Here is a 24497-nt window from a genome sequence, read left to right as displayed (position 1 = left end):
CCCTGAAGCCTGCTGGGTTCAGGGGCCTTGTCAGTACCGGATCAGGCCGTCGCCATCTGCGTTTTTTGATGCTCGCGCAGCGCATACTTTTGAAGCTTGCCGGTCGAGGTTCTTGGCAGCGACGCCTGAAACGTGACATGCCTTGGCACCTTGAAATGCGCCATGTGCTCACGACACCAACTCAACAGTTCGGCGTCACTGGGCCTGTCGGTATCGGATATCGGCACCACGAAGGCGTGTGGTGTCTCCCCCCAGAAATCATGCGGTCTGGCGATCACGGCGACTTCACGCACGGCGGGGTGACCCATCATGATCTCCTCGATTTCGATCGACGAGATCGACTCGCCGCCCGAGATGATGATGTCCTTGGCACGGTCGCGAATCTCGATATAGCCGTCTTCGTGCATGACGGCGATATCCCCGGTGTCGAGCCAGCCCCGGCCAATGGCTTCGCGCGTGGCATCGGGATTTTTGATATAGCCCTGCATGATGGTGTTGCCGCGCAGCATGAGGTGTCCAAGCGACCGGCCATCGGCGGGGACATCTTCGTGGGTCACCGGGTCCTTCAGAGCAACCCGTTCGATGGCGAAGGTGCCCACACCCTGACGGATCTGAAGCCGGGCGCGCGCGTCAGGTGTCAGTGATGACCACTCGGGCTGAAACTGACAGACCAGCGAGGGGCCATAGGTTTCGGTCATGCCATAAAGATGCAGCACGTTAAAGCCCAGCGCACTCATGCGGGCAATCGTTGTGGCATTGGGCGGGGCGCCGCCGGTGGCCAGCATGACCGGATGGGGCAGTGGTGTAGCGGCTTCGGGGCGGTCGAGCAGCATGGTCATGATGATGGGGGCAGCGGCCATGTGCGTGATGCCGCGGGTATGAATCATCTCCAGTACCCGGGCCGGTTCGACCCGGCGCATGCAGACATGCGTGCCCCCGGCGGCCGTAACGGCCCAGGTGTGGGTCCAGCCGTTGCAGTGGAACATGGGCAGGGTCCAGAGATAGACCGTGCGCTCATCCATCTTCAGCGTCAGCGTATTGGACAGGGCGTTGAGATAGGCGCCGCGATGACTGTAGATCACGCCCTTGGGATTGCCCGTGGTGCCCGAGGTGTAGTTCAGCGCGATGCAGTCGCGTTCGTCACCGACCGGCACGGGGGTACACGCCGTGGCGGCTGCCACCAGCGATTCATAGTCATGAAGGGTCGGCTGCTCCCAGGCCGGGGCATCGTCACTGCCTTCATCGATCTCGATCAGTACCGGTGCGGGGGAGGTCAGAAGCGATAGCGCCCTGGCGACCGTCCTGCGAAGGCTCTGGTCAAAGATCAGTACGCGCGTTTCGGCATGCGCCATGATGAAGGCAATGGAGGCGCCATCGAGTCGGGCATTGATGGCGTTGAGAATGCCGCCGGCCATCGGCACCCCATAATGGGCCTCCAGCATGACCCTTGAATTCATGCCAAGGGTCGAGACCACATCTCCCGGGGCGACCCCCAGCGTTTGAAGCGCGCCGCCAAGTTTTAGACTGCGCCGATAAAACGCCTGGTAGGTGAGCGTCACGTCGCCTTCTACAACCGCTGGCCGGTCCGGATGAACCCGAACGGCACGTTCCAGAAAACTGGTGGGTGAGAGAGGGACGTGATTGCTTTCCCCGCCAGGCGGGCATGACGATGACGGTGTTGCGCAAGAATTATTCAATGCCATATCTCCACGAGACCATAAGTATACTTTTTTATTTTTTTAATGAGTTTTAAATCAAATAAGAGGTGTCGGGTATGACAGTCTCGAAAATGCAGTTCAGTATTTAATACGGCCGATAATGATGGCGTGTTAAACAAATTAAGTTTGAATTAACAAGCTCATGTTTTCAGTCCTACAATATAAACACGGACTCGGTGAATTTTTATTTTGTACAAACAACATGGTCGATACGGCACATTTCAATGGGATAATACGTCGTAGGTTGAGTGTTGTTATTTGTTATCTTTTTTTCGAGCGCATGCATCGTTTATGTTTAATATTGAATATAACGATGCTTCGTTATTTATAAGTTATTTTGCAGGTTTGATGCTGGAGTCGTGATGACAGTCGATATTGAAAGGCGGCTGCGCCTGGAAGGTCAGGTGGCGCTGGTCACGGGCGCCGCCAGCGGGTTGGGGGCACATTTCAGCCAGGTACTGGGCCACGCCGGCGCATCATTGATGCTGACCGGTCGCCGTCGCGAGCCGCTCGAGGCGCAGGCCGCCGAGCTGCGTCATCGGGGCGTCCGTGTATGGGTGTGCGCCATGGACATTCGCGATGACGAGGATGTACAGCGTGCGCTGGCAACGCTTTCGCAGGAGGCAGGGCAGGGCCCGGATATCGTGATTAACAACGCCGGCATTACCGATACCACGGCGGCGCTTGCGCGCGATATGGACGCCTGGACCGACATCATCGATACCAATCTCAACGGCGCCATGCGCGTATCAAGGGCCGTTGCCACGAACATGCAGTCGCAGGGTCGGCGCGGTGCGATCGTCAACGTGGCCTCTATTCTCGGGCTGCGAGTGGCCGGGCACGTGGCGGCCTACAGCGCCAGCAAGGCCGGATTGATCCAGCTCACCAAAAGTCTGGCACTTGAGTGGGCGCGCCACGGCATTCGGGTCAACGCACTGGCGCCGGGCTATATCGACACGCCGTTGAACCATGACTTTTTTCAAAGTGAACAGGGCCAGCAGTTGATTCGACGCATCCCCCAGCGGCGTCTGGGCGCCCCCGAGTCGCTGGACGGCCCTCTTTTACTTTTATGCAGCGATGCCGGCAGCTACATGACCGGCAGCGTGCTCACGGTCGACGGCGGCCACATGGTCAGCTCGCTTTAACGCCTGTTTCCCTACCTGTCTGGATATCACATGGATTTTTCACTCCCCCGGGACATTGAACAGTACCGCCAGCGCATCGCCGCCTTCGTTGAAGAGCGCATCATGCCGCTGGAGAAGGACCGCGCCAATTATGATGAGCACGAAAACATCGTTGATCATCACCTTCAGCGCCTACGCGGCGAAGTAAAAGAGGCCGGACTCTGGTCGCCGCAGATGCCCCGTTACCGCGGCGGCATGGGGCTTTCCATGGTGGGGATGGCGGCCTGCTATGAGGCCATGAATCGCTCCATCTTCGGTCCGGTCTGCTTTAACGCCGTGGCACCCGATGACGGCAACATGATGGTGCTTGAAAAGGTGGGGACCGACGAACAGAAAACGCGCTGGCTCCAGCCGATCGTCGATGGTCGCGTCCGCAGTGCCTTTGCCCTGACCGAGCCGCATCCGGGCTCCGGCTCCGACATGGCCGGCATGATGCAGACCCGCGCCGAGCGTCGCGGTGACCGCTGGGTCATCAACGGCCACAAGTGGTTCATTACCGGTGCCGGGCTCGCCGAGCATTTCATGCTGGTGGCGCGAACCAGCGACGATGCGCGCAAGGGCCTGACGGTCTTTTTGTTTCATCGTGACCAGCCCGGCTGGGAGATCAAGCGTCGTATCCCGATCATGGGCCCCGAAGAGCATGGCGGTCACTGTGAACTGGTCTTTGACGGGCTGGAAATTCCCGACGATCAGGTGGTGCTCGGGGTCGGCGAGGGCATGAAGGTCGCCCAGATCCGTTTGGGCCCGGCGCGTCTGACCCACTGCATGCGCTGGCTGGGGCTGGCCCAGCGGGCCATGGAAGAGGCGCTGGGTCATGTCGAGATGCGCCAGGCCTTCGGTGCCGCGCTGGCCGATAACCAGAGCATCCAGACAATGCTGGGTGAAGTGGCCATGGAGATCGAAGTAGGCCGGACGCTGGTCATGAAGGCCGCCTGGGCGCTGGATCAGGGCAGTTTTGCCCGCAAGGAAGTCAGCATGGCCAAGGTCGCGGTTTCCAACGTGCTCAACAAGGCGGTGGATGTGGCCATTCAGGTGCATGGTGCCAAGGGTTACTCCCAGGACACGGTGCTTGAATGGATCTATCGCTACGCCCGTCAGGCCCGCATCGTGGACGGCGCCACCGAGGTTCATCAGATGCTGCTGGCGCGCATGCTGCGCAGCGAGGGCAACGACTTCTGGCAGTGGGAGGTGGCCGGTGAATGATACCGATTCGGCCCTGAGTGACTGGCTTGCGCAGCAAAGCAGCGCCGAAAATGTGGTCATCAGGGCCCAGCGGCGCCTGGGCGGCGGCGCCGTGCAGGATAACCGTTTGCTGGACGTCATGGTGACCGGGGGGAGCATGGCGGGAGAGCAACGCTGGGTGCTGCGCAGCGATGCCAGCGCACCGCTGGCCATCAGTGCCAGTCGTGAGGAGGAGTTTGCGCTGTTCGAGCACGCCTGGCGTCATGGGGTTCGTGTCCCCGAACCGTTATGGATGTGTCACGACGAGCGCGTTCTGGGTCGGCCTTTCATGATCATGCGTCATGTTGCAGGCGCTGCTTCCCCGCGGGAGCTGGTGGCCCGGGCCGACGACGGCGCGCTTGAACCGCTGGTAGAAACGCTGGGCGCGGAGCTGGCGCGTATTCATGCCCTGCCACTGCCTGACCAGGCGGCCCATCAGCAGGGCAATGCCGATGAAGTAACCCGCCAGCTGGCGGACTATCAGGCTCGACTGGCCCGTCTGGATCAGCCGCAGCCGGTACTGGCGTGGGCGCTGCGCTGGCTGGCGCAGCATCCGCCGACGCCCTCACGCACCGTGCTGTCACACAACGATTTTCGCACCGGCAATCTCATGGTTGACGGCGACCGGCTTGAGGCCGTCCTCGACTGGGAGTTTGCCGGGCCCAATGACGCTTTCGCCGATATCGGCTGGTTCTGTGCCCCTTGCTGGCGCTTCGGTGGTTCAGGGGAAGCCGGCGGTCTGGGTTCGATCGAGGCGTTTTTGCGCGGCTATGAACGGGGCGGCGGTGAACGCCCCGATCGCGAGCGGCTCGATAAATGGATCATTCTGGCCACGCTGCGCTGGGCCGTGATTGCCCTGGAGCAGGGCGCCCGTCATGACAGCGGCGTGCAGCCCGATCTGGAGCTGGCACTGACATCGCATCTTCTGCCCGGGCTGGAGCTCGATCTGCTGCGTCTGATTCCGGTGGATGAGGCGGTCGACCCGGCGCGCCTGCCGCGCTCAAGCGAGGCCGATGCCAACGCTCAGGACTTGTCCGGTGCCTGGGAGACTCTGTCGACGCTTAACAGGGACGCGCGCGCCTTGATGGAAATCACGCGCCAGACGCTCAAATCGGAGGTCATTCCCGCACTGGAGGGGGATGCGCGGCATTCGGCCCTGATGGTGGCCAATGCGCTGTCGATTATTGCCCGCCAGCAGTACCAGGGGGTGTCCATCTGGGGGCAGGTTCGGGAGACGCTATCGGATCAGCTTTCCCTGCCGATGGAAGACGATTCGCCCCATGCCGCCGCACAGGCGCTGGTCAACGAAATCCACAGCGGCGAGCGTGACGACCCGGAGGCCTTTGAAGCGCTGCGCCATCTGCTCCGAGAGGACGCCCTGGCGCGCGCGCGTATCAGTCAGCCACGGGCCGCACAGCAGTAGCCGTGGAGAGACATGCAACGCATATGCCTCGATCGTTCGGCCCGGCATCGACTGTCTAGAAAAGACGTGACAGCAAGGAGACCACCGCCGTCTCGACTCTTAGAATGCGCGGGCCGAGATGGATGCCTTCAAAGCCCATGGCCTGCAGTCTCTCTACCTCATAGGGGATAAACCCGCCTTCGGGGCCGATGGCCAGAGTCACGGGCTGGTTCATGGGCAGTCCGCGCGGGCAGCTCTCGCCGATGCCGGGGTGGGCCAGCAGCGCCCGGTGGCCTGCAAGCGCCTCGGGCAGCTGATCTTCGATAAAGGGTTTGAAACGCGGCTGCAGATCCACCACCGGCAATATCGTATCGCGCGCCTGCTCAAGACCCAGGCGCAGATGCGCCTCGATACGTTCGGGCTGAAGCTCGGGCGACTGCCAGTAGCTTTTCTCGACTCTGGCAGTATGCAAAAGCGTCAGTCGCTTGACCCCCATGGTAGCGATGTTCTCCAGCGAGCGGGCCAGCATGCGCGGGCGCGGCAGAGCCAGCAGCAGATGCACCGGCAGCGGCGGCGGCGGGGCATCGTCGAGATGGATCACCTCGAACAGGGCGCGGCCGTTGTCCAGTTCAAGCAGACGTGCCCGCCCGATGCCGTCACCCGTCATTCCAATCGTTAATTCTTCGCCGGGCGTGGCCCGATGTATCTCGTGAAGATGACGCAGGCGTCGACTATCGTGGATACAGGCCCGACCGGGGGGTACGAGGTCGTCAGGCGTGAGCAGCAGCAGATTCATGATGTCGTATTTCCAGGCGCGGACGGATCGAAAGGGCGGCGATGATAGCGCAGCTTCCCCGGGCGGACGAGGCGTTCGCTTTCTGACATAATGCGCCCGACACGCGCCCGGGCAGACGGGAAACTGGCTTGAACCATGATGCAGGAAAGCTTCGGCATGAAGGTACTGATGATTGGCGGCGGTGGCCGCGAACACGCGCTGGCGTGGAAACTGGTACAGTCACCGCGGGTGGATGAGGTGCTACTGGCGCCCGGCAATGCCGGCACCGCGCGTGAGCCCGGTCTTCGCAACATCGATGTTGCCGGCGGCGATATCGAAGGGCTGCTGGCCATCGCGCGCCGGGAAGCGGTAGCACTCACCGTGGTCGGCCCGGAAGCGCCGCTGGTGGCCGGCGTCGTCGACCGGTTCCAGGCTGAAGGGTTCAGAATCTTTGGGCCGAGCGCGGCGGCCGCACGGCTTGAAGGCTCCAAGGCCTTCAGCAAGGATTTTCTGGCACGTCACGATATCCCGACCGCACGCTATCAAAGCTTTACGGAAGTGGCGCCGGCGCTGGCCTATCTTGAGTCGCAGGGGGCGCCGATCGTGATCAAGGCCGACGGCCTGGCGGCCGGCAAGGGCGTGATCGTGGCAATGGACATGGCCCAGGCGCGAGCTGCCGTTCAGGACATGCTGGAAGACAACGCCTTTGGCGATGCCGGTGCCCGGGTCGTCATCGAGGAGTATCTCGACGGCGAAGAGGCAAGCTTTATCGTCATGGCGGACGGTCATCACGTGCTGGAAATGGCCACCAGTCAGGACCACAAGCGGGTAGGCGACAACGACAGCGGTGCCAACACCGGTGGCATGGGGGCCTACTCGCCGGCGCCCGTGGTGACTGAAAGCGTGCGCCAGCGCGTCATGCGCGAGATCATCATGCCGACCATTCAGGGCATGAAGGCCGACGGCCATGCCTATACGGGTTTTCTCTATGCGGGTCTCATGATCGATGATCAGGGCGCGCCGCGCGTGATCGAATACAACTGCCGCTTTGGTGACCCCGAAACCCAGCCGATCATGCTGCGATTACAGTCCGACCTGTACGAGCTTTGCGAGGCCGCCATTGATGGCAGTCTTGATCATTATCAGTGCCAGTGGGATACGCGCTCGGCAGTCGGTGTGGTCATGGCGGCAAAGGGCTACCCGGACAGCTACCGCAAGGGCGATGTCATCACGGGATTTGACGCAGCCCAGGCGCTTGGGTGTCACGTCTTTCATGCCGGTACCCGCGAAAGTGAAAACGGTGCTGTCGTGACGTCCGGCGGGCGTGTGCTGTGTGTGACGGCGCTGGGCGAAGACGTGAAGGCGGCGCGCGATCTGGCCTATGAGGGCGTGGCGGCCATGGCGTTTGAAGGCGGGTTTTATCGCCATGATATCGCCGCTCGTGCCATCAACCGGTAGCGCCACACGCCGGGTCCCTTGATACCGGGTCGATGTCGATAACAACACCTTGATCTGATCTGCAGCTCAGGAGGCGCCATGTCACGCGAGCATCCCGTGATTGCCATCACCGGCTCGTCCGGCGCAGGAACCACTACCGTGCGGCGCGCCTTCGAGCGCATGTTTTCCCGCAAGGGGATCAAGGCGGCCTTTGTGGATGGTGACGCCTTTCACCGCTATAGCCGTGAAGATCTGGCGCGCATCTTTCGCGATGAGCCCGAGCGGAAAAATGAGCTGTCGCACTTTGCGGTCGAGGCGAACCTGCTCGACCGCCTGGAGCGCTTGTTTGCCGAATACGGCGAACACGGCATGGGCACCTATCGCCACTATATTCATGCCGAAGACAAGCGCATGCTGGAGGCCGGCTATCATGTCGGTACCTTCACCGAATGGCAGCCCCTGCCTGCCGGCACGGATCTATTGTTCTACGAAGGACTGCATGGCGGGCTGGTGTCGTCTCATCACGATCTGGCGCAGCATGTTGATCTTTTGATCGGGGTGACGCCGACGGTCAATCTCGAGTGGATTCAAAAGATCGACCGCGATATCAACATGCGCGGTCATTCCCATGAGGCCGTGGTCGATACGATTCTGGGGCGCATGCAGGACTACGTGCGCTATATCGTGCCGCAGTTTTCCCGCACGCATATCAACTTTCAGCGCGTGCCGACGGTGGACACCTCCAACCCGTTCGAGCCCCAGGCGATTCCCTCGGACGCCGAATCCTTCGTGGTCATTCGCTTTCGCGACCGCGACAGCGCCGATTTTCCCTACCTGCTGACCATGCTGTCGGGGGCCTTCATGACGCGACCCAATACTCTGACGGTGCCCGGGTCGCAGATGCCGCTGGCCATCGAGTTGATTCTGGAGCCGCAGATCGAGGCGCTGCTGGCGCAGCGGCGCTTTCGATAGGCGCTCCGGCGTCGATGATAACGATCCATTTCCGACAAGGGAGGTTTCATGTCCACGATCTTTTCCAAAATCATCAATCGCGAGATCAAGGCCGATATCGTTTATGAAGACGATGACGTGCTGGCGTTCAACGACGTCAATCCCCAGGCGCCGGTGCACGTTCTGATCATCCCCAAACGCGAGATTGCTACCCTCAACGACCTGACCGATGCAGATGCCGAAGTGGTCGGCAGGCTGCATCTGGCAGCGGCGAAAATCGCCCGCGACAAGGGGATTGCCGAGGAGGGCTATCGCGTGGTGATGAACTGCAATGACAAGGGCGGCCAGAGCGTCTATCACATTCATCTTCATTTGATGGGCGGGCGCCAGATGAGCTGGCCTGCCGGCTGAGCCGTCCGGTTCACCGCAGAAAAGCGCCTGCCGCCATGGCCGCAGGCGCTTTTTCATGTCCGGTCGTTGCCTTTGATGGGAGGCGGGGTTCATGACGACCGCGCCGTCGTGGTGCGTCAGTCACCCTGATGGCGCACGACAGGGTCGCAACAAGGCAACGCAGTGATCGGTAGATACAAAAAAAGCGCGTTAGGGTGCTGCCGGCTGTGGCCTTTGGCCTGGCTGGCACGTGTCTTGCTCGGTTAATCGCCGTCGCGCTGCATTCGGCCCCTGCATGGTGCAGGGGCCGGGGCGAATGCGGCGTCATCGCTCTGTCCGTTCATCACCGGGCGGACAGAAGCAACGAGCATCCTACCGAGGCATCGTCATGGAGATCAGAAACAAGGCCACTCGCATTCGGCTTTTCGATTTTAAAACGCCGCAGATGCGCGCGTTTCATCTGTCCTGGTTTGCCTTTCACGTCTGTTTTTTTGGCTGGTTCGGCATCGCGCCGATGATGGCCATCGTGCGTGACGATCTGAACCTGACCAAGACGCAGATCGGCAATACCATGATCGCTTCGGTCGCGGTCACCGTCGTGGTTCGTCTTTTTATCGGCCTTTTATGTGATCGCATCGGCCCGCGGCGCACCTACACCTGGCTTTTGTGTCTGGGGGCATTACCGGTCATGTCGATCGGTCTGGCCGACAGCTTCGAAAGCTTTTTGCTGGCGCGACTGGCGATTGGCGCTGTCGGCGCGTCGTTTGTGATCACCCAGTATCACACCTCGATCATGTTCGCCCCCAATGTGGTGGGCACGGCCAATGCGGCCACGGCCGGCTGGGGCAATCTGGGCGGCGGGACGACCCAGATCCTGATGCCGCTGGTGCTGTCGGGCATTTTGATGCTGGGTGTCAGCGAAACGCTGGGCTGGCGGCTGGCCATGGTCGTGCCGGGGGTGGTGCTGTTTCTGACCGGCCTTGCTTACTGGCATTTCACCCAGGACGCTCCGGAGGGCAGCTTCAGTGATCTGCGTCGCCGCGGCGAACTTGTCGAGGCCAAAAACGAGTACGGCGCGCGTTCAAGCTTCGGGTCGGCCATTCGGGACGTGCGCGTCTGGGCGCTGTTTCTGGTCTACGGGGCCTGTTTCGGTGTCGAGCTAACCATCAACAATATCGCCGCGCTCTACTATTTCGACAATTTTGAGCTCTCGCTGGGCACGGCCGGTCTGATCGCGGGGCTTTTCGGGCTGATGAACCTGTTTGCCCGCGCGCTGGGCGGTTTCTTCTCCGACCGCTTTGCGCGCCTGGGCGGGCTTCGGGGTCGCGTGCGCTGGCTGTTTCTGACGCTTTTGTGTGAAGGCGTTGCGCTGATGCTGTTCTCCCAGATGCAGGTGCTGGGCATCGCTATTGTTACCATGGTGATGTTCAGTTTGTTCGTGCAGATGGCGGAAGGAGCAACCTATGGCGTGGTGCCCTTCATCAATCGCCGGGCGCTGGGCGCCGTGGCCGGCATTGTCGGCGCCGGCGGCAACGTGGGTGCCGTGGCGGCCGGCTTTTTGTTTCGTTCGGAATCGATAAGCTATCAGCAGGGACTTTTCTTTTTGGGGATCACGGTGACCCTGATCTCGTTTGCCGCGCTGAGCGTGCGGTTTCCGAAAGGGGCCATGAGCGAGGCGCAGGATGAAACGGCGCAGGCGAGCACAAGACACTCGGCGCCGGCGGGTGGCTATCGCAGCGGTGAGCAGATGAGCTGATCCGCCCTTGCAAAACGACCCGGGTGTCAAACCCGGTAGAGGGCTGGCGGCGCGGTGCATGAAATCCATGCACCGCGCCGCTTGATATCAGATATCGCCAGCCCCGGTGATGGCCACTATAGTCAGGGCACCGCGGTCCATTTTCATGAGCGAGCTTTCAGGAGGCATGCCATGTCCCGTCAATTCACACGCAGTGATCGCCTTGTTGATCAACTCGATACCATGCTGCGTACTCTGGTTCCGGGCGCGACGCGCGCCAGCCGTGCCCGCCCCGGTCTCGGGGCGCAGGACAAGCCCATGACCACCGATGAAGTCCGACACTCCGTTGACGTCTTGCGCCATCATCATCGTGGTCGGGTCATCGGGCAGGGCATCTATCAGGGTCAGCGCTTTGCCACAGGCATCAGCAGCCGCTATCAGCCGGTGGACGAGCTGTCGGTTCGAGGCGTTGACCATCTGGACTGGTGTGACGCGCGGCTGCGCGAGCTGGGCGGGCGGGCATCGCGATTGACGCCCTTTTATTACACGGCGTCGCTGGGTGCCGGGATGTTGCTGAGCCGTCGCAGTCATGCTCGCGGGCTTGGTCTGGTCAACCGGGGTGAGAGTCTGCAGGCGGAGTCACTGGAGCGTCAGTTGGCGGCACTGCCGGCAGCTGACGAGAAATCGCGTGCTGTCATTCGCCAGATGCTTGATGACAGCACGCGTCATGCGCGCGGTGCGCTTGAAGCGGGTGGCCAGCGCTGGCCCGGAGGCTGGCGCTGGATGTCATCGATGGGGGGACGGGTCTGTGAGTGGCGGCGTCTGCGTCACCACTCAGCGGGAAGCATGATCGACTGACGACTCGCCATCGCCCGGTTCGGTGCCCTGTGTCTCAACCGTCCTGTTCTTGTGGGCCTCTGTCGAGATCGGTGAGAGCTCGGTAATGGCGCCGGCTTCGTCTTCTTCCTTTTCGTGAGAGAAAAGATCCCAGGCGGCAATGAACAGGGCGGCAATCAGCGGGCCGATGACAAAGCCGTTGATGCCGAAAAGTGCCATGCCGCCCAGCGTTGAGATCAGCACCACGTAGTCAGGCAGCTTGGTGTCCTTGCCTACCAGAATCGGGCGCAGGAAATTGTCGGCAAGACCGATGATGACCACACCGACAAAGATCAAAATGGCGCCATCCACGATGTTGCCCGTCATCAGGTAATAGGCGGCGACCGGCGCCCACACCAGAGCGGCACCGATGGCCGGCAGCAGGGACAAAAAGGCCATGATGACGCCCCACAGCAGCGGCGCTTCGATGCCCAGTCCCCAGAAGGCCAGACCACCGATGCCGCCCTGTGTGGCGGCGACGATAATGTTGCCCTTGACCGTGGCGCGCGTGACCGTGATGAACTTGTTGAGCAGCTGATACTTGTAGCGCGCGCTCAGGGGAATGGCCTGACGAATGCGTCGACCCAGCGGAACACCATCGCGAAACAGGAAAAACAGCAGATAGAGCATGATCCCCACGCTGACGAAAAACTGCAGGGTGTTCTGGCCAATGCTCAATGCCCTGGAGGCCAGCATCTGGCTGCCCTGTGCGGCCCCTTCCGAGACCCGTTCGCGCAGCTGGGAAAGGTCTCCCATACCGGTGCTTTCAAGCCAGCTGTCGACCGTCGGCGGCAGTGCCTGACGGGCCTGCTCGACATAGGCACCGAGATCCAGATCGCCCGAACGGATGCGCTGGTAGACGCTGGTGCCCTCCTGGACCAGGGAGCCTGCGATCAGGGTCACCGGGATAATGACGATAAAAAAGCAGATCAGCACGTTGGTAAGGGCTGCGAGATTGCGTCGTCCACCGTAGAGACTCAACAGGCGCCTTTGCAGGGGCATGAAAATCAGAGCCAGAATGACACCCCAGAAAATGGCGCTGAAAAAGGGCAGCAGTATTACCCAGACGAAGGCGACCGAGACGCCTACCAGCAGCAGCTCAAACGCCCTTTTTTCAATCGGTTTTTCCATACCTTCTCCCGCCTGGACGTGACGTCAGCCGTGCTGACCGTCAGATCCTGTAACAGTCGCAAAAAACCCGGCATAACGCCGGGCATGTCATCACCATTGTAGTCTGAGTGTGTCAGACAATGTCGGTTCGTCGGTCGCCTGCGGGTGTTGTGCCCTTCAGGCTTCGACGATTTCCCACGAATGGGTTATCTCGACGCCACCGTTGGCAAGCATCAGCGAGGCGCTACAGTATTTCTCGGCCGAGAGCTCCACGGCCCGCTTGACCTGAGCTTCCTTGAGCGCCACGCCGGTGACCACAAAGTGTAGATGAATGGCGGTAAAAACGGCCGGTGTGGTATCGGCGCGTTCAGCCTTGAGCCGTGTGACACAGTCGGTCACCTTCGCGCGGGCCTTTTCAAGAATGTTGATCACGTCATAGGCACTGCAGCCGCCCAGCCCCATCAGGACCATTTCCATTGGCCGAGGCCCGGTATTGCGACCGCCGTTGTCCGGATTGCCATCCAGAATGATGGCGTGACCGCTGCCGGATTCGGCCACGAACTGTCGGCCATCGGTCCATTTGATGCTGGCTTCCATGAGTCTTGCTCCGTGCAGATAAAGAGGTGAACCCTCTCATGAGATAATTGAAAAAAATTGAGCTCAGTCCTTGCCCTGATGGGCAAGCTGCTGCTCGAGCAGGGCCAGCCGCTCGGGCGTGCCGATATCCGACCACTGTCCTTTGTGGTAATGGCCACCAAGGCGCTGCTGCTGCATGGCATCGATCAGACAGGGTCTGAGTGGGCAGGGCGTATTATCGGCAAGATCAGCCACCAGCGATGGATGCATGAGCGCCATGCCGGCATAAACCAGGCGCGGCGCGCCCTGCTCATGCAGGCGGCCGGTCTCATCGAGATAAAAATCGCCCTCACGGTGGTGATCGGGCGGGTCGACCATGACCAGTCGCGCCAGATCGTCCCCGAGCAGGCCCAGGCTGTCGGGCGTAATGTCGCACCAGACATCGGCATTGACCAGCCAGAACGGCTCGTCTCCCAGTAACGACAGGGCATGGCGAATGCCACCGGCCGTTTCAAGCGCAGTCGGCTCGACGCTGTAGCGCAGCCGAACCCCGTAGCGTGTCCCGTCGCCAAGCGCCGTCATGATCTGTCCGCCAAGATAGCTGACGTTGATGACAATGTCGGTGATGCCTGCCGCGTACAGCCGCTCGATATGATATTCGATCAGCGCGCGGTCCCCCACCCTGAGCAGCGGTTTAGGGCAGTGGTCGGTCAGGGTGCGCATGCGTGAGCCGCGTCCGGCGGCGAGTATCATCGCTTTCATGTCACAGGCCATGTTCGCAGCGGTGCTGAATCAACCGGGCATCCAGTTTCGGCACAAAATCGGTATCAAACCACTGCATGAAGGCTTCAAACCCGGGCTGGCCGGTCAGGCCCTGGCGCACGTGTTCAACAAACAGCGGCAGCAGGGTGAGATAGCGTGGCTTGTTGTCACGCAGGGCCAGACGACAGAAAAGGCCCAGCACTTTAAGGCTGCGCTGCGCGCCGGTCAGATCGACCATGCGCCGGAAGGTTTCCGGTTCGAGGGGGGCAATGACGCCTGCGGCCTGGGCTTTCTGGCGCCACGTCTCGATCCAGCGCATCTGGTCGCTTTCGGGCCAGGCGTTGTTGCGATCGCGCAGCAGGGAGACCAGGTCGTAGGCCAGCGGACCACGAACTGCCCCCTGAAAATCGATGACCCAGAGATGCTCGTCGTGACACATGAGGTTTTGCGCGTGGAAATCACGATGGACGCAGACCTGAGGCTGCGCGCTCAGTGCCGCCACCAGTTGCTCGCGGACCTGCGGCCAGTTTTCAGGGGGCTCGATATCGAGCCACCGGGTCAGACACCACTGCGGGAAAAGGTCGAGTTCATCAGTAAGCCATTGGGTATCGTAGACCGGCAGGGCATCGGTCGGCAGCGCTGCGATGGCCACCGACGTCGAGATGGCCTGGGTCATGAGGGCTTCGCGCTGGTCTAACCGGGCCAGATGCTGGCGCAGCATGTCATCGCCCAGATCCTGCATCTCGATAAAGCCCTGGTCCAGATCCACGTGATAAAGCGCCGGCACCAGGATGTCATGCAAGCGCCACAGGCGCGCGATCTCGACAAAGGGCCGGCTGTTTTCGCGCTCGGGCGGGGCATCCATTAATATGCGCGAATCACCGTTGCCCAGAGACAGGCGAAAATAGCGTCGAAAGCTGGCATCATCTGTCACGATCTCGAGCTCGGGTGGCGAGGCCTCAAGGCCGTGATGGGATGCCGCCCAGCGGCGCAGGGCGTCAAGGCGCGCTGTCATGGGAACTCCTGGTTGACGGTACGGTTGCGGCACCGCATGCTGAGCGCTCAAGGGCCGCAACAGAACACTTTTGTCGCTTTTTCAGGCTGCTGCGGTGTCTTTTGCCGCGTACCATACCGATTTTTAAAAGCAATCACATCGCCTCATTGCAAGGAAGAACAAGGATCATGGGCCAGCGTATCTTCTGGACCGCCGCCTCGCTGACCGGTCTTCTCTCGACCATGGCTCAGGCGGCGCCCCAGCCACTGCCCGCCAGCGAACTTGACTGGCAGGCCTGGGGAGATGACCGCCCCGCCAATGCGCTGTGTCGGGGCCGCTATATCATGCCGGACTATCGTCTTGATGCCGGCAGTACTCCGTCACAGGTGCGTACCGAATCCGACGACGCCGGCTATGGCAGTAACGGGGAAACCCTGCTTGATGGTGAGGTTGTCCTGCGTCGCGGCGACCAACAGCTGGAAGCCGGGCGCGCCACGCTTAATCAGGCGCGCACCAGTGTGTCGCTGCAGGGGCCGGTGGCCTATCGCCAGCCCGGCTTTCTGGTGCGCGGCGACCAGGGTCAGGTTGCGCTCAACAGCGATGCCGCCGAGATTGATCAGGCCCACTATGTGGCCCACGAGCAGCGCCTGCGCGGTGATGCCGGCCAGCTCTCGCGTCTGGAGGATGGTCGTTATCGCCTTCAGGATGCCTCCTTTACGACCTGTGAACCCCAGTCAAGCCTGTGGCGGCTGGTCAGCAGTGACATTACGCTGGATCAGGAACGCGGTTACGGTACGGCCACCCATGCCCGCATGGAAATCGAGGATGTGCCGGTATTTTACTGGCCCTGGCTGCGTTTCCCGATCGATGACCGCCGCTTGACCGGCTTTTTGTGGCCTTCCGTCAGCTACGGCAGCGAGGCGGGACTTGATTACGCCCAGCCGTTTTATCTCAACCTCTCGCCCAATTACGACGCTACCGTCACGCCGCGCTATATTTCCGGACGAGGCGAGGCACTTGGCGGGCAGCTGCGCTATCTCTTCGACGAGGATGCCGGCACGCTGGAGGGCAACTATCTCGGCCACGATAATGGCGGCGACGATAATGATTTCAAGGACGAGGATCGCTGGTTTGTGCGCTATGCCCACGATGGCCGCTTCTCGCCGCGTACCACCTACAATCTGCGCTACGGGGCGGCCAGTGACGGTGACTATTTCGATGATTTCGGCCAGACCTTTGAAGAGCAGGACACTGATAACCTCGAGCGTCTGGCGCGTCTGAGCTATCGCGGCACGACCTGGAATCTTCAGGCGCGGGCGCGCGGCTATCAAAAGCTCGATGAGCCACTGCGCGATAGCAACAAGCCGTTTTATGAGCTGCCGGCGCTGCTGGCCAGCGCACGCTGGGACCAGGCCGGCGGCTTTTATGAAGAGTTCAACTCCAGCGCGACCTATTTCTGGCGCGATGTTGATTATAATGACAGCTCGATTCGACCGCAGGAATCCGCGACCGGTGCCCGGGTTCACGTCGCGCCCGCTGTGGGCTTTCGCCGTTCGCCTTCCTGGGGGTTCTTCGAACCGCGTGCTGAGCTCATGGCCACTCAATATGAGCTGGACTGGCACGACCGCGACGATACTTCCGGCTTTGATGACTCGCCCAACCGGGTGCTGCCGGTATTTTCCGTGGACTCGGGGCTCATATTTGAGCGCGACACCAGCATTTTCGGCAGCGACTGGCGTCAGACCCTGGAGCCACGCCTTTACTATGCCTACGTTCCCCATCGGGATCAGTCCGAGTTGCCGCAGTTTGACAGTCGCGAACAGCCGCTGTCCTACTCGCAGCTCTGGTCACCCTATCGGTTCAGCGGTTCGGATCGGATAGGGGATACCAACAAGGTGTCCTATGGCGTGAGCACCCGCTTTCTGGAAGACGATACCGGTCGCGAGCGACTGGGTCTATCGGTCGGGCAGAGCCACTATTTCGAGGATCGCCGCGTCGTCGATGCCCGCTTTGACAATCGCGACATCAACGAAGACAGCGAGCTTTACTATCGCAATACCCGCGACCGCTCCCCGGTTGTCGCCGAAGCCGACTGGCAGATTACCGACCGATGGTCGGCGCGCCAGTCCTTTTTCTACGATGATCATCGCAATCGTACCGAGAAGACCTCGTCCTATCTGACCTATCAGGACACGGACAACCTGATCCTCAATCTGGGCTATCGCTGGACCGTTCAGGACTTCGACCCGTTTGGAGACCAGGACGACCGCCTTGATTACAATCGCGAAGAGTACGATATCTCGGCGGCCTATCGCCTCACGCCGGCAATTTCACTGCTTGGTCGCTACCTGTATGATCAGACCAACAATCGCACCCTCGAAACGCTGGCAGGCGTGCGCTTTAACGACTGCTGCTACGGGGTTCAGCTTGCCTGGCGCGAGTACATCGATGACAACGATACGGCCCGAATCGACGACGATGATCGCAAGCACGGCCTCTTTTTGTCCTTTATCTTCAAGGGCCTTGGCGGTGTCGGACAGGGCAGCAGCGACGGCTATTTCTCCGAGGCCATTCCCGGCGTTCGGGAAAATGACTTTGGCGCCTATACCGGTGTGGGCAATTAAGGCCAAACGGTTGATTGTGACCGGGCCGGAACTCGCAGCGAAGGCATGGCCTTGCTGCACTACTGACGTAACGTCGGTTTTATGGATGAAAAGAGAGATGTCATGAAAGCACGCAACGCAAACACGCTAGCCGCTCTGGGCCTTGCGCTGAGTCTTTTTGTTTCACCGCTGACAGTTGCTGCCGTCCAGCCTCTGGATCGTGTTGTTGCCGTGGTCAACGATGAGGCCATCATGTCCAGCGATCTGGATCGGCGCGTAGCGCAGGTGCGTCAGCAGATGCAGTCACGCAATATCGGCATGCCGGATCAGGAAGAGCTGCGCGAGCAGGTGCTCTCGCGCATGATTACCGAACAGATCGAGCTGCAGATGGCCGAGCGTGCCAACCTGAGCGTCAGCGACAGCGACCTCAATCAGGCCATGCGAGGCGTCGCCCAGCGCAACAACATGACGCTTGAGCAGTTTGCCGACCGGGTCGAGCAGGAGGGCATGAGTTACGCCCAGGTCAGAGAGCAGATTCGCCGTGAGCTTTTGATCACTCAGGTGCAGCAGCGTAGCGTGGCCGGTCAGGTCAATATTTCCGATCGTGAAGTGGATCAGTATCTAAAGCAGGCCGGCAGCAACGCCAATGTTCAGTACCATCTGGCCCATATCCTGATTGCCGTGCCGCAGGCGCCCACGCCCGGGCAGGCTGAAGCTGCCCGTGAAAAGGCCGAGCAGCTGCGTCAGGCCATTACTTCGGGGCAGGCAGGGTTTCAGGAGGTTGCTGCGGCGCAGTCCGACGGTCCCCAGGCGCTGGATGGCGGGGACCTGGGCTGGCGCAGCGGCGCCGAAATGCCCAGTATCTTTGAAGACGTTGTTCCCGGTCTGAATGAGGGAGAGGTCAGCGAGCCTATCCGCAGCCCCAGTGGCTATCATCTGATTACTCTTCTGGACAAGCGCGGCGGCGGCAATGCCGAGCAGCAACGCGAGCAGATCCGGCGCACACTCTTTCAGCGCAAGGTCAACGAGGAGCTTGAGGCGTGGACACAGGAAATTCGTGCCTCGGCCTACGTTGACAATCGCCTGGAGCAGGGCGACGGTACTGCGCCGTAACAGACCAGACCTCCTTTCGGGAGCCAGCGCTGATGACAGGCCGCGAGCAACCCTCGCGGCCTTTCGTTGGTGAAGGCAGTTATCTTTGACGCAGGAATCTTTCATGTCACGACAACCGGCCCCCATGCGGGCGCGCAAGCGCTTTGGGCAGAACTTTCTCCAGGACCATGGCGTCATCGAGCGCATTGTGGGCTCGGTCCATCCGCAAAAGGGTGATCGACTGGTCGAAATCGGCCCGGGGCAGGGGGCGCTGACCGAGGAGTTGCTGAAAACGCACGGGGCGCTGGAAGCCATCGAACTGGATCGGGACCTGATTCCCGGACTGCGCACCCGCTTTTTCAACTACCCTGACTTTCACATGATTGAAGGCGACGCTCTCGCTTTTGATTTCAAGGCGTTTCGCGGCGATGGCCCGGCACTACGCGTGGTCGGCAATCTGCCCTATAACATCTCCACGCCGCTGATCTTTCATCTGCTGGGTGCCGGCGATGCCGTGCGTGACATGCACTTCATGCTGCAAAAGGAAGTCGTGGCCCGGCTGGCAGCAGAGCCCGGAACAGGGCAGTGGGGGCGGCTATCGGTCATGACCCGCTACTACTGTCAGGTGGAAGCTCTGTTTGATGTGCCGCCCGAAGCCTTTCTGCCGCAGCCAAAAGTGGACTCGAGCATCGTTCGTCTGACGCCCTGGCAGACGCGGCCTCATGTGGCCCGTGATGAGGCGCTGCTGTCGGATCTGGTGCGTCGATCCTTCTCTCAGCGGCGCAAGACGCTGCGCAACAATCTGCGCGATGTCATAAGCGCCGAGACACTGGAGTCGCTCGGGATCACGCCATCGCGTCGCCCGGAGACGTTAAGCGTTGGCGAATTCGTGGCGATCGCCAATCATCTTTTTGAGAACGCCTGATGAGTGAGCCTGTCCGAGACATCGTGATCGAGGTGGAAAGCTTTTATCTGCCGCAGGAGTCGGACCCATCACAGCAGCGCTTTGTGTTTGGCTATCGGGTGGCCATCCGCAATCAGTGGACGTATTCCATCCAGCTTCTGGCCCGCTACTGGCGTATTTCGCAGGGCAGCGGGGACGTGCGTGAAGTGCGTGGTGAAGGGGTCGTTGGCCGACAGCCCATGATCGCGCCGGGCCTGCCCTTCAATTACAGCAGTCGGGCCATTCTCGACAGCCGGGTCGGGGTGATGGAGGGCAGCTATACCTTCATGGCGCCGGCGCTGGGAGAAACATTTGATATCACGATTGCCCCTTTTCGGCTGGCCTGTCCGTTGCACCTGCATTGACGTCCATGGGGCAGTGTCCTGCAGTGGCGAAGGTCATCCTTATTCAACGGTTTCGGAGTAGACAATGACGATCTGGGCCATCGGCGATTTACATGGCTGCGGCCATGAGTTCGAGACGCTGCTCGAGGCCATTGATTTTGTGCCCGGGCGTGATCATCTGTGGATTACCGGCGATCTGATCAACCGGGGGCCACAGTCGCTTCAAACGCTGCGCCGCGTTCATGCGCTGCGCGAGCATGTCAGCGTCGTGCTGGGCAATCATGACCTGCATCTGCTGGCAGTCGCCTTCGGGCATGCACGCCTCAAGCCTTCGGATACGCTGATCGACATTCTCGAGGCGCCCGACCGCGATATACTGCTCGAGTGGCTGCGTTGTCAGCCCCTGATGGTCGAGTCCCGCACCCACCGAAGTGTCATGACTCATGCTGGCCTGCCGCCGCAGTGGTCCATCGAGCGGGCGCGCCAGTACGCGCGTGAAGCAGAGGCCGTGCTCTCTTCGCGTCAGTTCTTCGAATTTCTGCCCAACATGTATGGCAATGAACCGGCACGCTTTGAGCCTGCGCTGCACGGCAACGATCGCCTGAGATCGATCATCAACGTCTTTACCCGCATGCGTTTCATCGATGCGCACGGCACGCTTGATTTCAGCGCCAAGGAGGGTCTTGATAGCGCCCCCGCCGGCTTCAGGCCCTGGTTCTGCTTTGAACGCGGCGACACCGAGCGTCTGATTTTCGGGCACTGGGCGGCACTTGAGGGCCGAGCGCCCGGCGCGCTGGCCAACGTCCGGTCACTCGATGCCGGCTGTGTCTGGGGTGGCACCCTGATGGCCATGAATCTCGAAACGGAGCAGATCGTGACGGTGGCGTCACAAAAGCGTCAGTAACGTCCGGGCGATGCAACTCACCTATCCACGGAGACCCCATGTCCTTCAGTCATCTTGATCACGATACCCTGAAACAGTGGCAGGAAAGCGACACCGCTCATGAAGTGGTGGATATTCGCGACCCCTTGAGCTTCAGTCAGGGCCACATCCCGGGCAGCCGTCATCTGGACAACACCAGCGTCGGCAGTTTCATTGAAAAGACGCCGCAGGAAAGTGCTGTAGTGGTGGTCTGCTACCACGGCCACTCCAGTCAGCAGGCCGCTCTCTGGCTGGCAGGGCAGGGTTATGAAAGGGTGTACAGTCTTGATGGCGGCTTTACCCACTGGCAGCACCATCATCCTGACCAGGTAGTTCGCGATGAGGGTATGGAACCACAGTGATCTGCTTTGAACTCGATGAGCCGTTAAAGGGACTTGAGGTCTACTGCGTGGGCGGCGCTGTGCGTGACGATCTGCTGGGTATCAACCACGACGATCGCGACTGGGTGATCGTGGGCTCGACCAGTGAAGAGATGCATCGGCGCGGATTTCGCCCGGTGGGGCGTGACTTTCCGGTTTTTTTACATCCTCATACTCATGAGGAGTACGCTCTGGCCCGAACCGAGCGCAAGTCCGGGCACGGCTACACCGGCTTTGAGGTGCATGCTGCACCCGACGTTACGCTGGAAGAAGACCTGGCGCGACGCGATCTGACCATCAATGCCATGGCTCAGGACAGTTCGGGCCAGCGGGTGGATCCCTTTCAGGGCATCGAGGACTGTCGAACCGGCACGCTGCGCCATGTCTCCGCGGCTTTTGTGGAAGACCCGCTGCGTATTCTGCGCACCGGCCGATTTCTGGCGCGCTTTCAACCCCGCGGCTTTACGGTGGCCGATGAAACCATGGCGCTGATGAAGACCATGGTGGCCGAGGGCGAGGTCGCCCATCTGGTGGCCGAGCGGGTCTGGCAGGAGGTCGAGCGGACGCTGGGCGAGGCGGCGCCGTCCGCCTTTTTTGAGCTTTTACAACAGTGCGGGGCACTGGACGTTTTAATGCCGACGTTGAGTGACGTGCTTGAGGCGGGGCTGGCCCGCATGAGCGCCGTCAATATGGCCATGGCGCGCTGGGCGCTGTTGACGGCTGACCTGTCACAAGAGGCGCTGACAGCGCTGTGTGAACGCTACCGCGTACCGGGAGAGTGGCGTGACCGCGCGCTGATGGTCGTGCGCAGTCGGGCACTGTTGTCATCCTCGCCCGATGCCGATCAGGTTCTGGCATGGGCCCAGGCCATGGACGCCTGGCGACGACAGTCGCGGCTGGATGACGTGCTCGGGATGCTTGCCATCGGCAATTTCGGGTTGCCGGTCACGGCACTGGGCAATGCCGTCGACCGGGCGAGACAGGTGTCACCGCAGTCGCTCATGGCGCAGGGGTATCAGGGGGCAGAGCTGGGCCGCATGATCGATGTCGAACGCCGCCGCGCTATCGAACATGGGCTGGCGAGTGCGTAACGGCTTCAACGGGCTCCGGTGCCGAAATCTTTTTCCCCTGCCACTCAAAGGCCACCGGCCAGAGCTCCTGAGCGTCGGCATCGAAAGCCTGCCATAGCACCCGATAGGGCGTGCCCGTGAGGGGATGGCAGTAGTCGCCAAAACTTTCCGCCAGCGGGCGCAGCACAAAAGCGTTCCAGGTGATCTCATCGCGGGGCAGACTCACTCCGCCAACGCAGCCGGTCAGATCATCCACGCACAAAATGTCGATATCCAGCGCGCGTGAGCTGAACTTCGGTGCACTGTGGTCCCGGCCGTTGTCGCGCTCGATTTGCTTGCACCACTGGTTGAGACGGGCCACCGGCCAGGGGCATGACGCCCCGACCACCAGGTTGTAGAAGTTGCACGGGCTGTCAAAGCCGACCGGGCGGCTTTCAAAGACTCGTGAGATCAGCAGTTCGCCAAAGGTGTCATGCAGGGCCGTAAGTGCTGCGTCGATACGTTGGTGACGCTGGGCATTACTGCCCAGACTGAACAGTACGAACGCCATATCAGCTGCGGTACTCGCCGCGCTCGATACGCACGCCAACAAAGGCGGCATCCGCCACGGCGCCGGGTTTTTTCAGCGTCAGGCGCAGCCAGGCAATACCAAACTCCTCACGAAGAATCAGGGCAATGCGCTCGGCAAAGGTTTCCACCAGCTCAAACCGGTGCTCGCTGCAGTACTGCTGAAGGCGCTGGCTGATGGCGGCATAATCCAGCGTGGCACTCAGGTCATCGTTGCGGGCAGCGCGGGCGATGTCGCAGCCCAGCTCCAGCGTCAGCAAAAGGCGCTGATGGATACGCTTTTCCCATTCATACACGCCGATCACGGCTTCCAGCGCCAGGTCTTCGATCAGCACCGTGTCCATGGCGATTCTCCTGTCATGGGTCATTGATTCAGTCCTGGCATCGAGCGGGTGCGGCCAGCTCGGAGAGCGGCCAGCGCGGCGTGGCCAGCATGGTCTGGTCATCGCGCTCGCCGGCCATCAGGCGCTGGGTGCCAACATAGGCAATCATGGCGCCGTTGTCGGTACAAAACCGCCCTCTGGGATAAAAGGCGCGCGCGCCCATTTTTGCAAGTGCCGTATCAAGGCGCTGACGCAGGCGCTGATTGGCGCTGACGCCGCCCGCCACGACCAGGCGTTTGAGGCCGGTCTGTTCCAGTGCGCGTCGACACTTGATTACCAGCGTATCGGCAACCGCATCTTCAAAGGCCCGGGCCACATCCGCGCGGGCCTGATCGTTCAGTTCCCCCTGAGCTTCCAGCGCCCTGACGGTAGTCAGCGTGTGGGTCTTTAGACCCGAGAAGCTGAAATCAAGCCCCGGGCGGTCCGTCATGGGCCTTGGAAAGCGAAAACGCGTCGGGTCACCCTGCTCGGCCAGTCGAGCAATATGCGGGCCGCCGGGGTAGGGCAGCGAGAGCATGCGGGCAGCCTTGTCAAAGGCTTCTCCCGCGGCGTCATCGACGGACTCGCCCAAAAGTTCATAGTTGCCCAGCGCATGCACCGCTACCAGCTGGGTGTGGCCGCCGGAGACCAGCAGGGCAACAAAGGGAAAGTCGGGACGTTCGTCTTCCAGCATGGGCGCCAGTAGATGCCCTTCCATATGATGAACGCCCAGTACCGGGACTTGCCAGGCCCAGGCCAGGCCGTGGGCAGTGGCAGCGCCGACCATCAGCGCACCGACTAGACCCGGGCCTGCCGTATAGGCAATCGCATCGATGTCGCGGGCTTCAAGGTCTGCCTCAAGCAGCACCTGATCGATGAGCGGGAGCAGGCGGCGGACATGGTCGCGCGAGGCCAGTTCGGGCACGACGCCGCCATGCTCGACATGCATGTCAACCTGGCTGAACAGGGCGTCGGCCAAAAGCCCGTGTTCGCTGTCAAACAGGGCGATCCCCGTTTCATCGCAGGAGGTTTCGATCCCCAGTACGCGCATGGTGTGTCCTGATTTCGATAAGGGCGTCTTTC

The 24497-nt window shown here is 61.1% G+C and carries 24 protein-coding genes; 15 read left to right on the top strand and 9 right to left on the bottom strand.

Annotated features, from left to right (window positions below; genetic code table 11):
* Positions 1-41: 41 nt before the first annotated feature.
* Complete coding sequence (locus ACXMYO_RS08205; RefSeq protein ID WP_457808380.1) at positions 42-1703, bottom strand: AMP-binding protein; 1662 nt, start codon at positions 1701-1703, stop codon at positions 42-44.
* Between the two features lie 377 nt (positions 1704-2080).
* Here ACXMYO_RS08205 and ACXMYO_RS08200 point away from each other — a divergent pair, with 377 nt between their 5' ends.
* Genes ACXMYO_RS08200 through ACXMYO_RS08190 form a run of 3 tightly spaced genes read left to right on the top strand, consistent with a single transcriptional unit; the run spans position 2081 to position 5546 of the window.
* Complete coding sequence (locus ACXMYO_RS08200; protein ID WP_457808379.1) at positions 2081-2863, top strand: SDR family NAD(P)-dependent oxidoreductase; 783 nt, start codon at positions 2081-2083, stop codon at positions 2861-2863.
* Between the two features lie 30 nt (positions 2864-2893).
* Positions 2894-4105, top strand: coding sequence for an acyl-CoA dehydrogenase family protein (locus ACXMYO_RS08195; RefSeq protein ID WP_438768166.1), 1212 nt, complete (start codon positions 2894-2896; stop codon positions 4103-4105).
* Complete coding sequence (locus tag ACXMYO_RS08190; RefSeq protein ID WP_457808378.1) at positions 4098-5546, top strand: phosphotransferase; 1449 nt, start codon at positions 4098-4100, stop codon at positions 5544-5546. Before ACXMYO_RS08195 ends, ACXMYO_RS08190 begins: the two co-directional genes overlap by 8 nt.
* 55 nt (positions 5547-5601) lie before the next feature.
* Here the strand turns inward: ACXMYO_RS08190 and ACXMYO_RS08185 are convergent, their stop codons facing one another.
* The gene (locus ACXMYO_RS08185; protein WP_457808377.1) at positions 5602-6321 is read right to left on the bottom strand and encodes a 16S rRNA (uracil(1498)-N(3))-methyltransferase; all 720 of its coding nucleotides are present in this window, start codon (positions 6319-6321) and stop codon (positions 5602-5604) included.
* 156 nt (positions 6322-6477) lie between these two features.
* Here ACXMYO_RS08185 and purD point away from each other — a divergent pair, with 156 nt between their 5' ends.
* From purD to ACXMYO_RS08160, 5 genes are all read left to right on the top strand, one after another.
* Positions 6478-7758: a phosphoribosylamine--glycine ligase gene (gene purD / locus ACXMYO_RS08180; RefSeq protein ID WP_457809480.1), complete on the top strand. Its 1281-nt coding sequence runs from the start codon at positions 6478-6480 to the stop codon at positions 7756-7758.
* A gap of 78 nt (positions 7759-7836) precedes the next feature.
* Positions 7837-8709, top strand: coding sequence for a phosphoribulokinase (locus ACXMYO_RS08175; protein WP_438768161.1), 873 nt, complete (start codon positions 7837-7839; stop codon positions 8707-8709).
* Positions 8710-8757: 48 nt separating this feature from the next.
* Positions 8758-9099, top strand: a complete 342-nt coding sequence (locus ACXMYO_RS08170; RefSeq protein ID WP_438768159.1) for a histidine triad nucleotide-binding protein — start codon at positions 8758-8760, stop codon at positions 9097-9099.
* Between the two features lie 367 nt (positions 9100-9466).
* Complete coding sequence (locus ACXMYO_RS08165; protein ID WP_457808376.1) at positions 9467-10834, top strand: MFS transporter; 1368 nt, start codon at positions 9467-9469, stop codon at positions 10832-10834.
* A 171-nt stretch (positions 10835-11005) separates the two neighbouring features.
* Positions 11006-11671: a demethoxyubiquinone hydroxylase family protein gene (locus tag ACXMYO_RS08160; protein WP_438768155.1), complete on the top strand. Its 666-nt coding sequence runs from the start codon at positions 11006-11008 to the stop codon at positions 11669-11671.
* On the opposite strand, the gene ACXMYO_RS08155 is transcribed toward ACXMYO_RS08160, so the two are convergent.
* From ACXMYO_RS08155 to ACXMYO_RS08140, 4 genes are all read right to left on the bottom strand, one after another.
* The gene (locus tag ACXMYO_RS08155) at positions 11648-12820 is read right to left on the bottom strand and encodes an AI-2E family transporter (protein WP_438768153.1); all 1173 of its coding nucleotides are present in this window, start codon (positions 12818-12820) and stop codon (positions 11648-11650) included. The two genes, ACXMYO_RS08160 and ACXMYO_RS08155, sit on opposite strands and share 24 nt — an antisense overlap.
* A gap of 156 nt (positions 12821-12976) precedes the next feature.
* Positions 12977-13396 (bottom strand): OsmC family protein, encoded by a 420-nt coding sequence (locus ACXMYO_RS08150; protein WP_457808375.1) that lies wholly within the window; start codon positions 13394-13396, stop codon positions 12977-12979.
* Between the two features lie 63 nt (positions 13397-13459).
* Positions 13460-14137 (bottom strand): N-acetylmuramate alpha-1-phosphate uridylyltransferase MurU, encoded by a 678-nt coding sequence (gene murU / locus ACXMYO_RS08145; RefSeq protein WP_457808374.1) that lies wholly within the window; start codon positions 14135-14137, stop codon positions 13460-13462.
* A 1-nt stretch (position 14138) separates the two neighbouring features.
* Positions 14139-15152 (bottom strand): aminoglycoside phosphotransferase family protein, encoded by a 1014-nt coding sequence (locus ACXMYO_RS08140; protein WP_457808373.1) that lies wholly within the window; start codon positions 15150-15152, stop codon positions 14139-14141.
* Positions 15153-15319: 167 nt separating this feature from the next.
* On the opposite strand from ACXMYO_RS08140, the gene ACXMYO_RS08135 reads away from it, so the two are divergent.
* From ACXMYO_RS08135 to ACXMYO_RS08105, 7 genes are all read left to right on the top strand, one after another.
* Positions 15320-17755, top strand: coding sequence for an LPS-assembly protein LptD (locus tag ACXMYO_RS08135; RefSeq protein ID WP_457808372.1), 2436 nt, complete (start codon positions 15320-15322; stop codon positions 17753-17755).
* A 102-nt stretch (positions 17756-17857) separates the two neighbouring features.
* Positions 17858-18847 (top strand): peptidylprolyl isomerase, encoded by a 990-nt coding sequence (locus ACXMYO_RS08130; protein WP_438768143.1) that lies wholly within the window; start codon positions 17858-17860, stop codon positions 18845-18847.
* A 103-nt stretch (positions 18848-18950) separates the two neighbouring features.
* On the top strand, positions 18951-19751 hold the full coding sequence (gene rsmA / locus ACXMYO_RS08125) for a 16S rRNA (adenine(1518)-N(6)/adenine(1519)-N(6))-dimethyltransferase RsmA (protein WP_438768141.1): 801 nt from the start codon (positions 18951-18953) through the stop codon (positions 19749-19751).
* The gene (gene apaG / locus ACXMYO_RS08120) at positions 19751-20134 is read left to right on the top strand and encodes a Co2+/Mg2+ efflux protein ApaG (protein ID WP_457808371.1); all 384 of its coding nucleotides are present in this window, start codon (positions 19751-19753) and stop codon (positions 20132-20134) included. The genes rsmA and apaG overlap by 1 nt, the downstream gene beginning before the upstream one ends.
* Before the next feature lie 64 nt (positions 20135-20198).
* The gene (locus ACXMYO_RS08115; protein ID WP_457808370.1) at positions 20199-21017 is read left to right on the top strand and encodes a symmetrical bis(5'-nucleosyl)-tetraphosphatase; all 819 of its coding nucleotides are present in this window, start codon (positions 20199-20201) and stop codon (positions 21015-21017) included.
* Between the two features lie 38 nt (positions 21018-21055).
* Positions 21056-21397, top strand: coding sequence for a thiosulfate sulfurtransferase GlpE (glpE, locus tag ACXMYO_RS08110; RefSeq protein WP_457808369.1), 342 nt, complete (start codon positions 21056-21058; stop codon positions 21395-21397).
* Positions 21394-22506: a polynucleotide adenylyltransferase gene (locus tag ACXMYO_RS08105; protein ID WP_457808368.1), complete on the top strand. Its 1113-nt coding sequence runs from the start codon at positions 21394-21396 to the stop codon at positions 22504-22506. Before glpE ends, ACXMYO_RS08105 begins: the two co-directional genes overlap by 4 nt.
* Here the strand turns inward: ACXMYO_RS08105 and folK are convergent.
* Genes folK through tsaD form a run of 3 tightly spaced genes read right to left on the bottom strand, consistent with a single transcriptional unit; the run spans position 22478 to position 24465 of the window.
* The gene (gene folK, locus ACXMYO_RS08100; protein ID WP_457808367.1) at positions 22478-23035 is read right to left on the bottom strand and encodes a 2-amino-4-hydroxy-6-hydroxymethyldihydropteridine diphosphokinase; all 558 of its coding nucleotides are present in this window, start codon (positions 23033-23035) and stop codon (positions 22478-22480) included. The two genes, ACXMYO_RS08105 and folK, sit on opposite strands and share 29 nt — an antisense overlap.
* 1 nt (position 23036) lies before the next feature.
* Positions 23037-23396, bottom strand: a complete 360-nt coding sequence (folB, locus tag ACXMYO_RS08095; RefSeq protein WP_438768435.1) for a dihydroneopterin aldolase — start codon at positions 23394-23396, stop codon at positions 23037-23039.
* Between the two features lie 28 nt (positions 23397-23424).
* Positions 23425-24465 carry a tRNA (adenosine(37)-N6)-threonylcarbamoyltransferase complex transferase subunit TsaD gene (gene tsaD, locus ACXMYO_RS08090; protein ID WP_438768132.1) on the bottom strand — a complete coding sequence of 347 codons (1041 nt, stop codon included), beginning with the start codon at positions 24463-24465 and terminating at the stop codon, positions 23425-23427.
* Positions 24466-24497 lie beyond the last annotated feature (32 nt).

Source organism: Kushneria sp. EE4 (assembly GCF_977968315.1).
The sequence above is the reverse complement of the archived record's forward strand: the minus strand, read 5'-3'. Positions and strand labels throughout refer to the sequence as shown.